The 17,289-nt window shown below is 66.1% G+C and carries 18 protein-coding genes; 15 read left to right on the forward strand and 3 right to left on the reverse strand.

Annotation, left to right across the window (positions count from 1 at the left end; all coding sequences use genetic code 11):
- The 6 genes from AC3A4Z_RS18165 to AC3A4Z_RS18190 are packed head-to-tail and all read left to right on the forward strand — an operon-like array spanning window position 1 to window position 6,418.
- Window positions 1–2,226 (forward strand): acetyl/propionyl/methylcrotonyl-CoA carboxylase subunit alpha, encoded by a 2,226-nt coding sequence (locus AC3A4Z_RS18165; protein ID WP_498713027.1) that lies wholly within the window; start codon window positions 1–3, stop codon window positions 2,224–2,226.
- Between the two features lie 2 nt (window positions 2,227–2,228).
- A complete protein-coding gene (locus AC3A4Z_RS18170) occupies window positions 2,229–3,392 on the forward strand; it encodes an acyl-CoA dehydrogenase family protein (RefSeq protein ID WP_493970507.1) in 1,164 nt (387 codons plus the stop codon).
- A gap of 50 nt (window positions 3,393–3,442) precedes the next feature.
- Entirely contained in the window at window positions 3,443–4,264 is an 822-nt protein-coding gene (locus AC3A4Z_RS18175; protein ID WP_498713029.1) for a CoA transferase subunit A, read from the forward strand.
- A 2-nt stretch (window positions 4,265–4,266) separates the two neighbouring features.
- On the forward strand, window positions 4,267–5,031 hold the full coding sequence (locus tag AC3A4Z_RS18180; RefSeq protein ID WP_498713031.1) for a CoA transferase subunit B: 765 nt from the start codon (window positions 4,267–4,269) through the stop codon (window positions 5,029–5,031).
- A complete protein-coding gene (locus tag AC3A4Z_RS18185) occupies window positions 5,028–5,582 on the forward strand; it encodes a MaoC/PaaZ C-terminal domain-containing protein (RefSeq protein ID WP_493970510.1) in 555 nt (184 codons plus the stop codon). The genes AC3A4Z_RS18180 and AC3A4Z_RS18185 overlap by 4 nt, the downstream gene beginning before the upstream one ends.
- Window positions 5,579–6,418, forward strand: a complete 840-nt coding sequence (locus AC3A4Z_RS18190; RefSeq protein WP_498713033.1) for an HpcH/HpaI aldolase/citrate lyase family protein — start codon at window positions 5,579–5,581, stop codon at window positions 6,416–6,418. The genes AC3A4Z_RS18185 and AC3A4Z_RS18190 overlap by 4 nt, the downstream gene beginning before the upstream one ends.
- Here the strand turns inward: AC3A4Z_RS18190 and AC3A4Z_RS18195 are convergent.
- Window positions 6,415–7,881, reverse strand: a complete 1,467-nt coding sequence (locus tag AC3A4Z_RS18195) for a lipase maturation factor family protein (protein ID WP_498713035.1) — start codon at window positions 7,879–7,881, stop codon at window positions 6,415–6,417. The genes AC3A4Z_RS18190 and AC3A4Z_RS18195 overlap by 4 nt on opposite strands.
- Before the next feature lie 133 nt (window positions 7,882–8,014).
- Here AC3A4Z_RS18195 and dxr point away from each other — a divergent pair, with 133 nt between their 5' ends.
- The 9 genes from dxr to AC3A4Z_RS18240 all read left to right on the forward strand — a co-directional run bounded on the left by dxr (window position 8,015) and on the right by AC3A4Z_RS18240 (window position 15,881).
- On the forward strand, window positions 8,015–9,199 hold the full coding sequence (gene dxr, locus AC3A4Z_RS18200; RefSeq protein WP_498713037.1) for a 1-deoxy-D-xylulose-5-phosphate reductoisomerase: 1,185 nt from the start codon (window positions 8,015–8,017) through the stop codon (window positions 9,197–9,199).
- Between the two features lie 18 nt (window positions 9,200–9,217).
- Window positions 9,218–10,549 carry a M50 family metallopeptidase gene (locus AC3A4Z_RS18205; RefSeq protein WP_498713039.1) on the forward strand — a complete coding sequence of 444 codons (1,332 nt, stop codon included), beginning with the start codon at window positions 9,218–9,220 and terminating at the stop codon, window positions 10,547–10,549.
- Between the two features lie 57 nt (window positions 10,550–10,606).
- Window positions 10,607–11,287, forward strand: a complete 681-nt coding sequence (locus AC3A4Z_RS18210) for a DUF4386 family protein (RefSeq protein ID WP_498713041.1) — start codon at window positions 10,607–10,609, stop codon at window positions 11,285–11,287.
- Window positions 11,288–11,374: 87 nt separating this feature from the next.
- A complete protein-coding gene (locus AC3A4Z_RS18215; RefSeq protein ID WP_498713043.1) occupies window positions 11,375–12,100 on the forward strand; it encodes a MarR family transcriptional regulator in 726 nt (241 codons plus the stop codon).
- Window positions 12,097–12,609 (forward strand): hypothetical protein, encoded by a 513-nt coding sequence (locus AC3A4Z_RS18220; RefSeq protein WP_498713045.1) that lies wholly within the window; start codon window positions 12,097–12,099, stop codon window positions 12,607–12,609. Before AC3A4Z_RS18215 ends, AC3A4Z_RS18220 begins: the two co-directional genes overlap by 4 nt.
- A gap of 142 nt (window positions 12,610–12,751) precedes the next feature.
- Window positions 12,752–13,045: a YciI family protein gene (locus AC3A4Z_RS18225; protein ID WP_498713047.1), complete on the forward strand. Its 294-nt coding sequence runs from the start codon at window positions 12,752–12,754 to the stop codon at window positions 13,043–13,045.
- 28 nt (window positions 13,046–13,073) lie between these two features.
- A complete protein-coding gene (gene ispG / locus AC3A4Z_RS18230) occupies window positions 13,074–14,240 on the forward strand; it encodes a flavodoxin-dependent (E)-4-hydroxy-3-methylbut-2-enyl-diphosphate synthase (RefSeq protein WP_159824720.1) in 1,167 nt (388 codons plus the stop codon).
- Window positions 14,203–15,093 carry a GNAT family N-acetyltransferase gene (locus AC3A4Z_RS18235; protein WP_498713104.1) on the forward strand — a complete coding sequence of 297 codons (891 nt, stop codon included), beginning with the start codon at window positions 14,203–14,205 and terminating at the stop codon, window positions 15,091–15,093. The genes ispG and AC3A4Z_RS18235 overlap by 38 nt, the downstream gene beginning before the upstream one ends.
- A gap of 41 nt (window positions 15,094–15,134) precedes the next feature.
- Window positions 15,135–15,881: a hypothetical protein gene (locus AC3A4Z_RS18240; protein WP_498713050.1), complete on the forward strand. Its 747-nt coding sequence runs from the start codon at window positions 15,135–15,137 to the stop codon at window positions 15,879–15,881.
- Here AC3A4Z_RS18240 and AC3A4Z_RS18245 read toward each other — a convergent pair.
- Together AC3A4Z_RS18245 and AC3A4Z_RS18250 are read right to left on the reverse strand one after the other, a co-directional pair.
- Window positions 15,858–16,541 (reverse strand): TetR/AcrR family transcriptional regulator, encoded by a 684-nt coding sequence (locus tag AC3A4Z_RS18245; protein WP_498713053.1) that lies wholly within the window; start codon window positions 16,539–16,541, stop codon window positions 15,858–15,860. The two genes, AC3A4Z_RS18240 and AC3A4Z_RS18245, sit on opposite strands and share 24 nt — an antisense overlap.
- Window positions 16,538–17,281, reverse strand: coding sequence for an ABC transporter permease (locus tag AC3A4Z_RS18250; protein WP_498713106.1), 744 nt, complete (start codon window positions 17,279–17,281; stop codon window positions 16,538–16,540). The genes AC3A4Z_RS18245 and AC3A4Z_RS18250 overlap by 4 nt, the downstream gene beginning before the upstream one ends.
- Between the last annotated feature and the right edge of the window lie 8 nt (window positions 17,282–17,289).

Below are 17,289 nucleotides of genomic sequence, written 5' to 3' on the forward strand. Positions count from 1 at the left end.
ATGACCACGCCTTCCCTTACCAGCCCGCCCACCGCGTTTAAGCCGCTCTTCGGAACCGTGCTGGTGGCCAACCGCGGTGAAATCGCCTGCCGCGTGATCCGTTCCCTGCGCGGCCTCGGCATCCGTTCGGTCGCCGTATACAGCGATGCCGACGCCGGTGCCCGGCACGTCCGTGAAGCTGACACTGCCGTGCGGATCGGCCCCGCAGCGGCAACAGAGAGCTACCTGAAGATCGATGCCATCATTGAAGCCTGCCGCCAGACCGGGGCCGAAGCGGTCCACCCCGGCTACGGCTTCCTGAGCGAAAACGCTGAGTTTGCCCGCGCCCTGGACCAGGCCGGGATCACCTTCATTGGCCCGGGCATCGAGGCGCTGACCATGATGGGGGACAAGATCCGGTCCAAGAACCACGTTGCGGCCTACGGCGTTCCGGTGGTCCCCGGGGTGGCCCGCCCCGGCATGACGGACGCCGAACTGGTAGAGGCTGCGGCCGCCGTCGGGTTTCCGCTCCTGATCAAGCCCTCCGCGGGAGGCGGCGGCAAAGGCATGCAGGTGGTGGAACGCCCGGAGGACCTCCCGGGCACGCTGGCCACGGCCCGGCGGGTCGCAGCGAGCGCGTTCGGTGATGACACGCTGTTCCTGGAACGCCTGGTCACCACCCCGCGCCACATCGAAGTGCAGGTACTGGCCGACAACCACGGCAACGTCATCCATCTGGGCGAGCGTGAATGCTCGCTGCAGCGGCGGCACCAGAAAGTCATCGAGGAGGCCCCCTCGCCCCTGCTCGAAGCACTGCCGGAGGGGAAGGCCATCCGCGCCCGCATCGGCGACGCCGCCTGCAACGCTGCCCGCAGCGTCAATTACAGCGGCGCCGGCACCGTGGAATTCCTGGTGTCTGACGAGGCGCCGGACGAGTTCTACTTCATGGAGATGAACACCCGACTGCAGGTGGAGCATCCGGTCACCGAGATGGTCACGGGGGTGGACCTGGTCGAATGGCAGGTGCGGATCGCCGCCGGCGAGGAACTTACCCTCCGGCAGGCCGACGTCGAACTGACGGGACATGCCGTGGAAGCCCGCGTCTACGCGGAGGTGCCTGAAAAGAATTTCCTGCCGTCTACGGGAACAGTCCTCCTGTTGGACGAACTGCCCGGGCCCAGGCAGCGGTCCAGCGTCACCCCCGGCGTGGAGGCGGCCGCCGGCAAGGGCCGGGTCAGGGTGGATTCCTCCCTGGTGGAAGGCCTTGAGCTGTCCTCCAGCTATGACCCCATGATGTCCAAGGTCATCGCCTGGGGTGAAGACCGCGCAGCAGCCCTCGACACGCTGGACAATGCGCTCGCCGGCTACACGGCCCTGGGCCTGGACACGAACGTCGAATACCTGCGGCTGCTGCTCAACGATCCCGAGGTCCGCGCCGGCCGCCTGGACACCGGCCTGATCGAGCGGAAGCTGCCGGATCTCGCCTTCCGCCGGGTGGGTGAGGCCGAACTGGTGGCGGCAGCCCTCTTCGCAATTGCGGCCGAGGGGCCAGAGGGTGGCGAGTTACCGCCCGGCCCGTGGCACGCCCGCAATGGCTGGCGGCTGGGCACGCCCGCGCCGCGCCGGATCAGCCTCGGAACGCCCGATGGCGGTGTGGCAACAGTGCAGGTGTTCGAATCCGCGCAGCAGGGGACTGCGACCGTTGCTGTGGATGGCGGCCCCCGGCGTAAAGCCACACTGGGTGTTCCTGGTGCCGGCCACGCAGAGATCACTCTTGACGATGAGTCCGTAATGTTCGCACTGGCCAGGGTGCAGCCCGGACCGTATCCATCCGGCCCGGACAACCCCGTGGCTTCCGAAATCTTCCTCGGCAACGAGGGCTGGTCCTGCCGGCTGGAAGTGCTGACGCGGGAGGCGCGGCTTGAACGGGTGCTTGCCGCCATCGAGCGGGAGGAGGGCACAGCCGATCCGGCCGTGCGCTCGCCCATGCCGGGCACGGTGGTGTCCGTTCCGGTCAGTGACGGGGACGCCGTCACCAGCGGGCAGGTGCTCGTGTCCGTGGAGGCCATGAAGATGGAGCACCAGCTGCTGGCCCCGCTGGACGGAACCGTGCACCTCAGCACCCGCCCCGGCGACCTCGTGAAGGCGGATCAGGTGCTGGCCACCATCCATCCGCATCGCGCCGCCGGCAGCACCAGCCACACGGACGCAATCCCAGACACAGACGCAACAGGCGAAGGAGCCTAGCCATGGCAGGTTTTGAACTCAGCGAGGAATACCAGGACCTCAGCAACACCGTCCGGGAATTCGCGGACGAAGTAGTGGCACCGGTATCGGCCAAGCACGACGAGGAGCACAGCTTCCCGTACGAAGTGGTCAAACAGATGGCGGAGATGGGCCTGTTCGGGCTGCCCTTCCCCGAGGAATTCGGCGGGATGGGCGGGGACTACTTCGCCCTGGCCCTCGCACTGGAGCAGTTGGGCCGCGTGGACCAGTCGGTGGCGATCACCCTCGAGGCAGGGGTGTCGCTGGGCGCCATGCCTGTCTACCGCTTCGGCACAGAGGAACAGAAGCAGCAGTGGCTGCCCATGCTCGCGTCGGGCCAGGCGCTCGCCGGCTTTGGCCTGACCGAGCCGGAAGCAGGATCGGACGCCGGCGGCACCAAGACGCACGCCCGGCGGGAGGATGGCGAGTGGGTGATCAACGGCAACAAGGAGTTCATCACCAACTCGGGCACCGACATCACCCGCCTGGTTACCGTCACCGCCGTCACCGGGCAGAAGGAACGCGCGGACGGCTCCGTCCAGAAGGAAATCTCCACCATCCTGGTGCCCACCGACACGCCAGGCTTCAAGGCGGAGAAGCCGTACAACAAGGTGGGCTGGAACGCCTCGGACACCCACCCGCTCACCCTGAAGGATGTCCGGGTTCCGGAAGCAAACCTGCTGGGGGCGGAAGGCCGCGGTTACGCCAACTTCCTGTCCATCCTGGACGAGGGCCGCATCGCCATCGCAGCCCTGGCCACGGGTGCGGCCCAGGGCTGCGTGGACCTCTCGGTCAAATACGCCAAGGAACGCAGCGCTTTTGGACACCAGATCGGCAAGTACCAGGCCATCTCGTTCAAGATTGCCCGGATGGAAGCAAGGGCCCACACCGCCCGCCTGGCCTACTACGATGCGGCCTCCCGCATGCTTGCCGGAAAGCCGTTCAAGACCCAGGCGGCCATCGCTAAGATGGTCGCAGGCGAGGCGGCCATGGACAATGCGCGGGATGCCACCCAGGTGTTCGGCGGCTATGGCTTCATCAACGAGTTCACCGTGGCACGCCACTACCGCGACTCCAAGATCCTTGAAGTGGGGGAGGGCACCACGGAGGTCCAGCTGATGCTGATCGCCCGCGAACTGGGTCTGTAGGAACCGGGTTTGTACGAGCAGGGACTGTAGCCGGCCTGAAAGGATCACCGATGATTAACAAGGTTGTTGCCAGCGCGGAGGAGGCTGTGGCGGACATCCCGGACGGCGCATCCCTGGCCGTGGGCGGATTTGGCTTGTGCGGCATCCCGGTCACCCTCATCGACGCCCTCCACCAGGCCGGAACCTCAGGGCTGGAAACGGTGAGCAACAACTGCGGCGTGGACGACTGGGGCCTGGGCATCCTGCTGCGCGACGGCCGCATCCGCCGCACCATCAGCTCCTATGTCGGCGAAAACAAGGAGTTCGCCCGGCAGTATTTGGCCGGGGAACTCGAGGTGGTTCTGACGCCGCAGGGAACGCTGGCCGAAAAACTGCGCGCCGGCGGTGCCGGCATTCCGGCTTTCTACACCAAGGCCGGGGTAGGCACGCAGGTTTCCGAGGGCGGCCTGCCGCAAAAGTACGACGCCGAGGGCCGGGTTGCGATCGCGTCGGCACCGAAGGAGGTACGTTCCTTCGCCGGTGTGGATTATGTGCTGGAAGAGGCGTTGACCCCGGACTTCGGGCTGGTCCACGCCTGGAAGGGCGACCGGCACGGGAACCTGGTGTTCCACGCCACCGCCATGAACTTCAACCCGCTGTGCGCCATGGCCGGCCGGATCACCATTGCCGAGGTGGAGGAGCTCGTGGAACCCGGTGAGCTGGATCCTGAACACATCCACACGCCCGGCATCTTCGTCCAGCGTGTGGTGGTGGCCGCGAATGCCGAGAAACGCATCGAAAAGCGGACGGTCTCCCTGGCAGCGGGGGCCGGGAACGGCAGCCACCCGAACGCGTCCAACCAAATCAGCGGCAACCCGCAGGCAGGAGCCTAGCCATGGACCCGAACAGCCCCTACGCCCCGCGTCCCGAAGGCGTCCGGCCCGAGTACCGCCGGGCGGCCCAACAGCATGAAATGGCAGCAGACGGCACCGGCGCCAAAGGCTGGACCAGGAACGAACTCGCCGCCCGGGTGGCCCGCGAACTCAGCAACGGCCAGTACGTCAACCTGGGGATCGGCATGCCCACCCTGATCCCCAACTACATCCCTGCCGGCGTTGAAGTGGTGCTGCACTCCGAAAACGGAATCCTCGGCGTCGGCCCTTATCCCGCGGATGATGCCGTTGATCCGGACCTGATCAACGCGGGCAAGGAAACTGTCACGGTCAACAAGGGGGCGGCGTTCTTCGATTCCGCCATGTCGTTCGGGATGATCCGCGGCGGCCATGTGGACGTCGCCGTTCTGGGTGCCATGGAGGTGGCCCAGAACGGTGACCTCGCCAACTGGATGATCCCGGGGAAGATGGTCAAGGGCATGGGCGGGGCCATGGACCTGGTGTTCGGCGCCAAGAAGGTCATTGTGATGATGGAACATGTTGACCGGAGCGGGAACCCTAAAATCGTCGAGCAGTGCTCTTTGCCCGTGACCGGCAAAGGCTGTGTGGACCGGATCATCACCGACCTCGCAGTCATCGATGTGGTGGCGGATGATTCGGGTTCCCGGCTGGTGCTGAGGGAACTGGCGCCCAACGTCTCGGTGGAGGAAGTGGCTGCCGCCACCGGCGCCGAACTCTTTGAGGAAGACCGGGAACTGACGGTATGACGGGGAACGGGGTTTCGACCACCGGCTCCAGCCCGGGGGAGCAGCGCGTCATCGAGCAGCGCGGGCTGTACTTCGACGAGCTGGAAGAGGGGGTGCTGTACGCCCACCGGCCCGGCCGGACCGTCACCGAAGCGGACAACGTCCTGTTCACCACCCTCACCATGAACACCCAGGCGCTCCACCTCGATGCGGCCTGGAGCGCCGGGCAGCCGTTCGGCCAGCGGCTGGTCAACTCGATGTTCACGCTGGCCACGATGGTGGGCCAGTCCGTCTCGCAGCTGACCCAGGGAACCATCATCGCCCAGCTTGGCCTGACGGACGTCTCCTTCCCGCATCCGCTGTACCACGGTGACACCCTGTACACCGAGACGGTGATCAGCGGGAAGCGGCTCTCCTCATCCCGGCCCGGCCAGGGCATCGTTACCATGGAGCACACCGGCCGCAACCAGGACGGCACGGTGGTGGCACTGGCCACGCGCAGCTGCCTGATGTGGACCCGCGACGCGCACCGGCAGCAGCCGGGCGGCGAAAGGGGCACAATACCGGTATGAGCTTTGTGATGGGCCCTGCCCTGCTTTTTTGCCCTGCCGACCGGCCGGAACGCTACCAGAAGGCCGCCACCCGCGCGGACGCCGTGATCCTCGACCTTGAGGACGCCGTGGCCCCGGCGGACAAGCAGCGTGCGCGCGGTGCCATCCTGGCCCAGCTCGGAGCCGCCGGCGACGTACCCGAGCTGGATCCCAGCCGGACCATCATCCGGGTCAATCCGTCAGGCACGGAGGAGTTCGAGAAGGACCTGCACTGCCTGGCCCACACGCCGTACCGGACGGTCATGCTCGCCAAGGCCGAGAGCGCCGCCCAGCTCGAAGCCCTGGCCGGCTACCAGGTGATCGCCCTGTGCGAAACGGCCGCCGGCGTCCTGAACGCTCCCGCCATCGCGGCAGCCCCCAACGTGGTGGCGCTCATGTGGGGCGCCGAGGACCTGCTGGCATCACTGGGCGGAACCTCGAGCAGGACGGACGACGGCGGCTACCGGGCTGTCGCGCTGCACGCCCGTTCTACAGTTCTCGTCGCCGCCAGGGCGTTCGGCAAGGAAGCGGTGGACGCCGTCTACACCAACATCCCCGACCTTGCCGGACTGGCAGTCGAAGCTGCGGACGCCGTCGCCTCCGGATTCAGTTCCAAGGCCTGCATCCACCCCGGCCAGGCAGCGGTGGTCCGGGAAGCGTACGCGCCATCCGAAGCCGAAGTCTCGGCCGCAACAGCGCTGTTGCAGGCCGCAGCGGCAGCGGGGCAGGGCGTCTTCCAGTACAACGGCCAGATGATCGACGGGCCCATCCTTAAGCACGCCGAGTCCGTCCTGCGGCGGGCGGGAGAGCGCGTCTAGCGTCGCCGTCCGCTGAACCCCCGCAGCGATACGGGCGGAATGGGCTCGTGGACCAGCGTCCGCACCCAACGGTTCCCCGTTTCCCGGAACTCCTTCCGGGTTGAGAACCGGTAGTGGTAGCTGCGCACGCGCACCAGATGCGGCGCCACGCCGTCGAACGGGTCATGCCTGAGCAGCCGCAGCGTCTGGCGGTCCGCCTCCAGCAGTTTGCCGAGGAAGGCGTAAAACCACTCCTCGTGGACTGTCCGTAACGGAAGGAACCACATCAGCCAGTCCAGCCGCAGGTGGTAAGGGGCCCACTGCCGGGGCACCCGCCGGAGGTCGCCGGGCTTGCCCTTGAAGCCGTACTCGCGCCAGTCCGAAGAGTCGTCCGGGGTGTCGTCCAGCGTCCCCTCCACTACGATCTCGATGCGCTGCTTCGTCACCGATCCGAATGCCCCGTAGGTGTTGACCAGCTGCCACCGGTTGAAGCTGGCGTTCATCAGCTGGCGCTTGGAGAACAGGTTGCGCAGCGGCCAGTAACTGAGGACCAGCAGCAGCAAGGTGGCGGTCAGCGTGATGCCCAGCCACCACAGCGGGGTCTCCCGGTCCGCGCCGCCGCCGTGCCAGTCCAGCGGGATCACCGGGAACACGGTATTGGCCACCGGATCGCTCACCGCGGCGAAGGCCAGCACAATGGCAATCCAGTTCAGCCAGGCGAAATTCCCGCTGGCCACCAGCCACAGCTGGGTGAGGATGACCACCGCGGCTGCCACGCTGGCAACAGGCTGCGGCGCGAACAGGAAGAAGGGCACCACCAGCTGGGCGAAATGGTTGCCCAGCACTTCCACCTTGTGCAGCGGTTTGGGCAGCAGGTGCGCCTGCCGGCTCAGCGGCCCGGGCATCGGCTGCGTCTCATGGTGGTAGTAGAGGGCAGTCAGGTCCCGCCATTCCCTGCCGCCGCGGATCTTGATCATGCCCGCACCGAATTCCAGCCGGAACACGAGCCACACAATCAGGATCAGGATGGTGCGCGGCGGGTCGGTCTGGTCTGAACCCAGGAACGCCACCGTGAATCCCGCCTCCAGCAGGAGCATCTCCCAGCCGAAGCCGTAAAACGTCTGGCCCACGTTGACTATGGACATGTACAGCAGCCACAGGGCCAGGAACGCAATCAGCGGAACCCACGGCTGCCCTGCTTGCGGGATGCCGGCAACGATCAGGGCGGAGATCACAAGCCCTGCCGCACATACCCCACGCAGCAACCGGTCCGAATAGCGCCAGCGGAAAAGGGTGGGCCGGCGCAAACGGCTGAACCCGGCAAGGTACTCCGGCGCCGGCAGGAGGCCCCGCTCACCGAGCAACGCCGGGAACTGGTTCAGCGAGGACAGGAACGCAACAAAATACAGTGCTGCCACCCCGCGCTGCAGCACCTGCCGGGCGAACTCGTATTCCGGGGCATCAAACCACGTGAGCCAGTCCACGCAATCCACGTTACGCGCGGCCGTCCTGTGGTCAAGGAGCCGGGTCAAGGAGCGCTGCCGGGGCAAGGAGCAGTGGGTTAAGGTCCAATCCGTCAGGGCGCGGGGGTGAGGGATGGTGCGCGATACTTAACGGATGCAGCCACGCAAGATCGCCCTCCTCGGATCCACCGGCTCCATCGGCACCCAGGCGATAGACGTCGTCGACGGCGCCCCGCATCTTTTTGAGGTGGTGGCGCTCAGCGCAGGGGGAGGAAACCTGGAACTCCTGGCCCGCCAGGCTGTGCACACCGGTGCCGGCGCCATCGGCATTGCCGGCGGAGACGCCGGCAAACTCGCAACGCTGGTGGCCGAGGCCGCCGCGGCAGCCGGGAAGCACGGCTACCGGCCGGAGATTATTGCCGGACCGGATGCCTCTACCAGGATCGCGGAAGTGGAAGCTGACGTGGTGCTCAACGGCATCACCGGATCAATCGGACTCGCGCCAACGCTCGCGGCGCTGAAGTCCGGCGCAACCCTGGCCCTGGCCAATAAGGAATCCCTGATTGTGGGCGGGGAACTGGTCAAGGCTGCGGCCCGCGAAGGCCAGATCGTGCCCGTGGATTCGGAGCATTCGGCCATCGCCCAGTGCCTGCGTTCGGGCTCGGCCGGCGAGGTGGAGAAGCTGATCCTCACAGCGTCCGGCGGCCCTCTCCGGGGCCGGAACCGGGAGGGGCTCCACGATGTCACGCCGCAGGAGGCGCTGGCCCATCCCACGTGGGACATGGGCGTGATGGTCACCACCAACTCCGCCACCCTCGTCAACAAAGGGCTGGAAGTCATCGAGGCCCACCTGCTCTTCGATGTGCCGCTGGACCGGATCGACGTGGTGGTCCATCCCCAGTCCGTGGTGCACTCCATGGTCCAGTTCATCGACGGATCCATCATCGCGCAGGCGTCGCCGCCGGACATGCGCCTTCCCATAGCCCTGGGCCTGGGCTGGCCGGACAGGGTCCCCAAAGCGGCCGCCGCCTGCGACTGGACCCGGGCCGCCACCTGGACCTTCGAGCCCCTGGACGTCGGCGCGTTCCCCGCGGTGGACCTGGCCAAGGACGCCGCCAAGCAGGGCAGCACCTTCCCTGCGGTTTTCAACGCCGCCAACGAGGAAGCCGTCACGGCGTTCCACGCAGGCCGCATCCGGTTCACCGACATTGTGGACACCATCGCCGCCGTTCTCAGCGAACACCCAGGGTCTTCCGGGCTGACAGTGGAATCCGTGCTGGATGCTGAGAGCTGGGCACGTGCGCGCGCCAATGAACGTTTAGCAGTCAGCAGTCTCTAGGAAGCAGTAAGCACCTCCATGACCCCCGTTCTCCTCTTTGTCCTCGGTGTCGTTTTTGTAGCCATCGGCATCGCGGCCTCCATCGCGCTCCACGAAGTGGGCCACCTCCTGCCCGCCAAGCTCTTCAAGGTCCGGGTCACCAAGTACATGATCGGCTTTGGTCCCAGTCTCTGGTCCAGGCGGAAAGGCGAAACCGAGTACGGCGTGAAGGCCATTCCGCTGGGCGGCTACGTGTCCATGATCGGCATGTACCCGCCCAACAAAGAGGACGGGACCGTCCGTCCCTCCAGCACCGGGATGTTCCAGACGCTGGCCACTGAAGCCCGCTCCATGGCGCACGAGGAAGTGGGTCCGGGCGACGAAAACCGGGTTTTCTACCGGCTCCCGGTATGGAAGAAGATCATCGTGATGCTGGGCGGTCCGGCCATGAACATGGTTCTCGGCGTCATCCTGACGGCCGTCCTGCTGATGGGATTCGGCTTCGCCACGGCCACCACCACCATCTCCGACGTCTCCAAGTGCCAGGTGGCAGCCGGTGAGACAGTGGACCCGGATTCGGCCGACTGCCAGCTCACCCCGGCGGCCGCCGCCGGCCTGAAACCGAACGATACCGTCACTTCCTTCGACGGGAAGACCGTCACCAGCTGGGACCAGTTGACCGAGTGGATCCGCGCCTCGGCCGGCCGGGAGGTGGCCATCACCGTGGAGCGGGACGGCTCGCCCGTGTCCACCACCGTGACCCCCGTGCTGTCTGCCCGGCCCATCATCGGAGTGGACGGCCGGCAGGCGACGGACGACGGCGGCAACCTCCTGTACCAGGACGTCGGCTTCCTGGGCATTGGCGCGCAGACGGAACTGGTGCCCCAGCCGGCGTCGTCCGTCCTGCCCATGGCGGGGGAGAACATCAAGCAGGTGGCGGGTGTGATCTTTAACCTCCCGGCACGGGTGGTTGGTGTGGCAAAGGCCGCCTTCAGCGAGGAACCGCGCGACCCCAACGGCCCCATCAGCGTGGTGGGCGTCGGGAGGGTGGCCGGTGAGGTGGCGGCCATGGAGGAGGTCCCCGTCCAGTCGCGCGTGGCCACCCTGATCGGGCTGCTGGCAGGGCTGAACTTTGCGCTGGCGGTCTTCAACCTGGTTCCGCTGCTGCCGCTCGACGGCGGCCACGTGGCGGGTGCGCTTTACGAAGGCGCCCGGCGTTGGGTGGCCCGGCTGTTCGGCAAGCCGGATCCTGGAGCCTTCGATATCGCCAAGCTCCTTCCGGTGACCTATGTGGTGGCTGCGTTGCTGATGGGCATGAGCGCGCTCCTCATCTATGCCGACATCGTGAAGCCGGTGAACCTGTTCGGCTGATAACGGGGATGCATGAAGGGGCAGGCAAGCCGGCCCCGGTTGAGAGAGGTGGGCGCAGTGAACACAACGGATGCCGGCCGCTGGATCAGGGCAGGTTTGTGGGGGTTGCCCGTCGCGTGGCTGGTGACAGCGTGGGGTGCGCTGGAGCCTCAGCCTGACCAGGAGAAGGACCCGGCTGCCTGGGCCCGCTTTGTCAGCTCTGATGCTTACCAGCTCAGCCACCTGCTCGGCGCCTTTGCCGGTACCCTCCTGGCCCTCTTCGGGATCTTCGCTTTGGGCTGTTTCCTGGCCCCTGGCCGGTCAGGACGCCTGGCATTACCCTCGATGACCATCGCTGCGGCCGGTACCGCTTTGCTGCTGGTGCCGGCCGTTATCTCCACGTTCGCCACTCCCGCGATTGGAGGGGCCTACCTCAAAGGAAACCAGGACGTGATGCAGCTGGAGTTTCCGGCGTCCATGACCGGAGCATTCCTGCTGGGACTGCTGCTGGCATTTGTGGGTTCGGTCCTGCTGGGAATCGCGGTGTGGCGTTCCCGGATTCTGCCACGCTGGGCAGGGGCGCTCTGGGTGGCGGGCGCCGCTCTGTTTTATGTCCTGGGCGTTGTCCTCGGGTTGGTTACGACAGGGAGCAGCCTGCCAACGCAGCCGGCCGGGGCGCTGCTCCTCGCGGCAGCCGGCGGCTGGATTGCTTGGTACGCATCATCACATGGCGGGACTTACTCAGCGTCCAGTGGGTGATTGGGAGATATCAGTTTATTTCGGCTGATATCAGATAATCAGCTGTATATGATTGATTATGCTGAATCACCTGCGTACGGTTAGGGCATGTTCGTTCTGACCATTGACCAGCGGGGCAGCACTGCCGACATCGACCGGGTCCCGGAGCTCATAGCCGCGTTGGAGGGCCTCACGCACGGCCGCTTTGAACGCTCGGTGGGGGACGAACTCCAAGGTGTGGTGGAACAGCCCGAAGAGGTCGTGGATATCGCCCTGCATGCACTCCGGGACGGGCACTGGTATGTAGGAATCGGCATCGGAGTGGTGCAGCTCGCTCCGGGAGCCAGCCCACGTGAAGGATCCGGAAGTGCTTTTGTTGCCGCCCGCAAGGCCGTGGAACTGGCTAAGGGTGCTGCGGGCCAGGTGCCGTTGTCAGTGGTGGCAGGCACCATGGGCGGTGGCAGGAAGGTCCCGCCCCAAGCCAAGGAAGGTGCCATGGCCGGCTCCAATGCCCAGGCGGTGCTTCGGTTGATCGGACGCCTGGTCCAGCAGCGTACGCAGGCCCAGTGGAGGGTAGTGGACACTCTCCGTGCCCTGCAGTCCGCTGACGGCAAGCATGGCAGCCAGAAAGAGGTGGCCCGGGAGCTTGGAATAACGGAGCAATCGGTGAGCCGTGCCGTGCTTCGCTCCGGCTGGCCGGAAGAATGGGCAGCCAGGCCGGCAGCAGCCATGCTGTTGGAGTATGCGCAAAGCCGGATTGCCAGCAGCGAGCCGGCCCGGCCCGAATCAGCCAAGCCAGAGCCAGCCCGGCACCGGGATGAAGGAGACACGTGACCGCGCTTTGGATCACCGCCGCACTGCTCGTGGCCGGCCTCGCCGGCTGGCCCGTAACGGCCCTGGTGTTCCGGCTCGCCCGGACCATCGACGATAAGGCAGATGCCGCCAAGGCAGCGGAAGAGGCCAGGAAAGCAACGGAGGATCCCGCCGCGGACGTCACCGTTGATGCCCCTCATGCCGAAACGCAAAGCGTGGACGATGAGCTGACCGCTGCCACTGACGCGCCGCCGTCGGCGGGTTCTGCTGCGGAGCCGCCGGCGCCAACCCAGCGCATCCTGCGCGGCGGGGCAATCATCGGCATCCTGGAAAGGCTCGGGGTCTGCCTGGCCATCCTCACGGGGCAGCCCGTGGCCATCGCCTACATCGTGGCCATCAAGGGCCTGGGAAGGTTCGCGGAGTTGAAGGAAACGCCGGTGGCGGCCGAACGCTTCATCATTGGAACCCTGACCTCCATGCTCTGGGCGGCCGGAACAGCGGCCGCCGTCAAAGTCCTGTTCCTGTCCTAGGGCCCCATGTCCCAAAAGCACACGTCCTGCTGACACACGTCGGGAAACGAAATCCCGGGAACAAATCCGGTGCGGGTGTGGGAAGAATCCCGTTGGACTGTTCAGGTGCGTGCAACGGCAGGCAGGGCGATAGGGTAGCCGTATGACAGTTTTTGCCGTTGAGTACGTTTATGCCGCCGATTCCACCGAAGCCCGCACTGAGGCCCGCCCGGCACACCGGGAATGGACTGCCGGCCTGGCAGAGGACGGTGCCATCCTGGCGAGCGGGCCCTACGGTGACGGAGCGGGAGCGCTGCTGATCTTCAAGGCCGCAGACGAGGCCGCCCTGAACTCGATCCTCAAGCAGGACCCCTTCGCGGCGGCCGGGGTTATTGCCGGAACCCGCATCACGGAGTGGTCTCCCATCACCGGCATGCTGGCCGGCCTCGCCGCGTAGCCACCCACCTTTCGATTTAGGAGTCCATGTGACCTCGGTCAGCCTGGGAATGCCTTCAGCACCGCCGCCCGTCCTCGCCCCCCGCCGCAAGACCCGCCAGATCAAGGTTGGTTCTGTGGGGGTCGGTTCCGATTTCCCCATCAGCGTGCAGTCCATGACCACCACGCCCACCACCGACATCAACGCCACGCTGCAGCAGATTGCGGAGCTCACCGCGTCCGGCTGTGACATCGTGCGCGTCGCGTGCCCCTCAGCGGACGACGCCGAGGCGCTGCCCATCATTGCCAAAAAGTCCCAGATCCCCGTCATCGCGGACATCCACTTCCAGCCGAAGTACGTCTTCGCAGCCATTGAAGCCGGGTGCGCCGCTGTGCGCGTGAACCCCGGAAATATCCGGAAGTTCGATGACCAGGTCAAGGAAATCGCCGCGGCCGCCCGCGACCACGGGACGTCCATCCGCATCGGCGTGAACGCAGGGTCGCTGGAGCCGGGCATCCTCAAGAAATACGGCAAAGCCACCCCCGAGGCGCTGGTTGAGTCCGCCGTCTGGGAAGCGTCCTTGTTTGAAGAACACGGCTTCCATGACTTCAAGATCTCCGTCAAGCACAACGACCCCGTGGTGATGGTGGCCGCCTACGAGATGCTGGCGGAGAAGGGCGACTGGCCGCTGCACCTCGGTGTGACCGAAGCCGGACCGGCGTTCCAGGGAACCATCAAGTCGGCCACGGCCTTCGGCGCGCTCCTGTCCCGGGGCATCGGCGACACCATCCGGGTTTCCCTCTCCGCCCCGCCGGTGGAGGAAATCAAGGTGGGCAACCAGATTCTCCAGTCCCTTAACCTGCGCCCGCGGAAGCTGGAGATTGTCTCCTGCCCGTCCTGCGGCCGGGCCCAGGTGGACGTGTACACCCTGGCAGAACAGGTGACCGCCGGCCTGGAAGGCATGGAGATCCCGCTGCGCGTCGCGGTGATGGGCTGTGTGGTGAACGGACCCGGTGAAGCCCGCGAGGCAGATCTTGGCGTTGCTTCCGGCAACGGCAAGGGCCAGATCTTTGTGAAGGGCGAAGTCATCAAGACAGTGCCCGAAAGTCAGATTGTTGAGACACTGATCGAAGAGGCCATGCGTATCGCGGAAGAGATGGGGGAGGCCGATGGCGAAGATGCTGTCAAGGGTAGCCCCGTGGTTAGCGTCTCGTAAGGACGTTCCCGACCCTCCGGGACTTTCCGTCCGCACCCTGGACGGAACGGATACTGCTGCGCTCAGAATGCTGGCGCAGCAGGATCCGGTCACGAACGTCTTTATCCTTGCCCACCTGCGTACTGCCGGCACTGCCGCACCCACCAGCGGCGGCGCCGGCGTCATTGGCGTTTTCGACGACGGCGTCCTCGTGGGTGCGTGCTGGGCAGGGGCCAACCTGGTTCCGGTCCAGCTGGACCCGGAACTTGCAGGGGTGGTGGCGGAAGTGGCCAACACCTCCGGCCGCCGGTACGCTTCAGCCTTTGGCCCGGCGGAGGCGGTCCTGGCGTTGCACGCCGAATTGGTGGAACTGGGCCACCGGGCCCACGAAGTCCGTGCCGAGCAGCCCCTGATGACCATCGAGGACCCGCCGTCGATCAAACCCAATCCCGGCCTTGAGCTGGGAAGCCTGGCCGACTTTGACCGCATCCTTCCCGCCTGCGCCGCCATGTTCGAGGAAGAAGTGGGGTATTCCCCCTTCCTGGGCGGCCGGGAGTTCTACAGCCGGCGGGTGGAAGGGCTGATCCGCCAAGGCCATTCCCTGGTGCACCTGAACAACGGCCGCGAGGTGGTGTTCAAGGCCGAATTGGGCGCCGTCACCTCCGAGGTCACCCAAGTTCAGGGCGTGTGGATGAACCCGCTCTATCGGGGCCAGGGCTTGAGTGCCGGATACATGGCCGCCGTGGTGGAGCAAGCCCGGAAAGTCGCGCCCATCACCAGCCTCTACGTCAACGGCTTCAACCTGCGGGCCCGTGCCACCTACGAGCGGGTCGGCTTCCGGCAGGTCGGGACGTTCGCTACAGTTCTTTTCTAGCTGGCTGCTGAATACCGGCAGACAGAAAAATTGGGGGAAAATTGAAGACATTTGCGCTGGGAACCTTCGCGGCCACAGCCCTGCTCGCCTTGACCATTCCGGCCTGTGCAGGGCCGGCGGACACCCCCGTGATAGGCGCCTCAGCAGCGGAAAGTGCAACTGCCACGGCCGCCCCCAGTGTCACACCCACTCCGGTTCTGAAGGCGTTTACCAGTGCCGACCTGGCGGCCATTGTGCGGCAGGTGCGGGACTCGGCTGACCGGAGGCTGACCGTGCTCCCCGAAACGGACGTGGCCGCCGCACTGGAGCAGTCAAAGGACATGATGTCGTCGCTCGAAGTGGCACCTGCGGCCTGCCTGGAACTCGCAACGTCAAGCACCGCTCCGGCGATGGACGGGGCAGCCACGGCCATGGGCGTCAGTACGGACACCAGTACCGGCGCCGTCATGGCTTTGTCCCTGCTGTCCGGACTCGACGAGGCAACCCTTGACGGCGTTACCGGCCGCCCCGCCCAGCTTGAGCAGTGCGCGAACATGACGGTGACCATTTCGGGCGTCAGCCTCCCGGTCACCATCACGGCTTTGGACGGCGTGGGCGGGCTGCCGGACACCGTTGCCTACCGGACGCAGACTGAGATGCCTGATGGCCAGGTACAGTCCGTCATCACCGCCCAGGCCATCCAGGAGGGCGTTGTGCTCACCGCTGTGGCCTCCGGTGGTGGAAGCGAAGCGGAGACTGTTATGCGTACCGGCGCACTGCTCGATTCAGCTGCCGCGCTGGTCAAGTAGCCGTTCCTGGGCCAGGTCGCCCGTGAGGTACCGCTGTACGTTCGGTGCCACCAGCCGGACCACATCCTCGGGTGCGGCCGAGGCGAGGGGTTCCAGCCTCACCACGTAGCGGACCATCATGAGTCCCACCATCTGGGTGGCCACCAGGTCTCCACGCAGCGCAACGTCCTGGGGCGGACCCGGCACGCCCGCCATGATCCTGCTGACCACAGTGCGGGTCACCAGTTCGCGGAGGAGCGCCGTCCGCGCCTTTGAGCCCAGGGTGCCGCGCAGGAACGCCACCAGGCTCGGCTGGGCCGGACTTTCCCAGAGCCGCAGGACTGCGCCGACGATCAATTCGGCCCGCTGCTCGGGACGGGCGGACGAAACACCCGCCAGCACCTCCTCCGGGTCGGCAGGGAGTTCCACACTCAGGGCGAAGAGCTCGTCCTTGCCGTTGAAAAAATGATGGACCATGGCAGGATCCACCCCCGCCGCACGGGCCACCTGCCGCAGGCTGGTGCCCTCAAAACCATGTTCGGCGAACAGGCGCCGGGCGGCTTCCAGTATCCGCTCCCGGGACGCCGTTGTTCCGCCGCGCCGCCCCCGCCGTGCCGGCAACGCATCACCCTCGGGCCGGGCATTCCCCTCCGGCCGGCCATTCCCCTCCGGGACGGTCATTCAGTCCGCCTTCGCAGCGTCAGGGACGCCAGCACCAGGACGCCCAGCACAATGGCGCCCATGATGGCCGCGTCCTGCCACATCCGCTCAGTAGCCTCCGGGTTGGCGGCAATCTCCTGCAGGGCGTCCACGGAGAACGTCAGGGGAAGAACATTCGAGATGGCCTCGAGGACGTCATTCATGCGGTCCCGCGCCACAAACAGCCCGCAAAGGAGGATTTGCGGCACCACCACCACCGGCATGAACTGGACGGCCTGGAATTCGGTCCGGGCAAACGCTGAGCACAGCAGGCCCAGGGCCACCCCCAGGACGGCGTTGATGACGGCGATCAGGACCACGAAGCCAGGTGCGCCCGCAATATCAAGATCGAAAATCCAATAGGCCACAGCGGTAGCCACCAGGGACTGCAGTGCAGCCATGATGGAGAACGCCAGGGCGTAGCCGAAGAGCAGATCCCCTTTATGGACGGGGGTGGTGAGCAGCCGTTCCAGGGTTCCCGAGGTCCGCTCACGCAGCATGGTGATGGACGTGACCAGGAACATCACCACAAACGGGAAGATGGCGAGCATCATCAGTCCCACGCGGTCGAATGTGCGCGGCATCCCGGGCGGCAGCGTCTCGTTCTCGTAAAGGAAGTACACGGCCGTGAGCAGCAGGGCCGGAACCACCAGGATCATGGCGATGCTCCTGTGGTCGTGCCGCAGCTGCTCCAGCACCCGGCGGGTGGTGGCAAGCATCATCAGGACAT

The organism is Arthrobacter sp. Soil_C_49 (assembly GCF_057656635.1).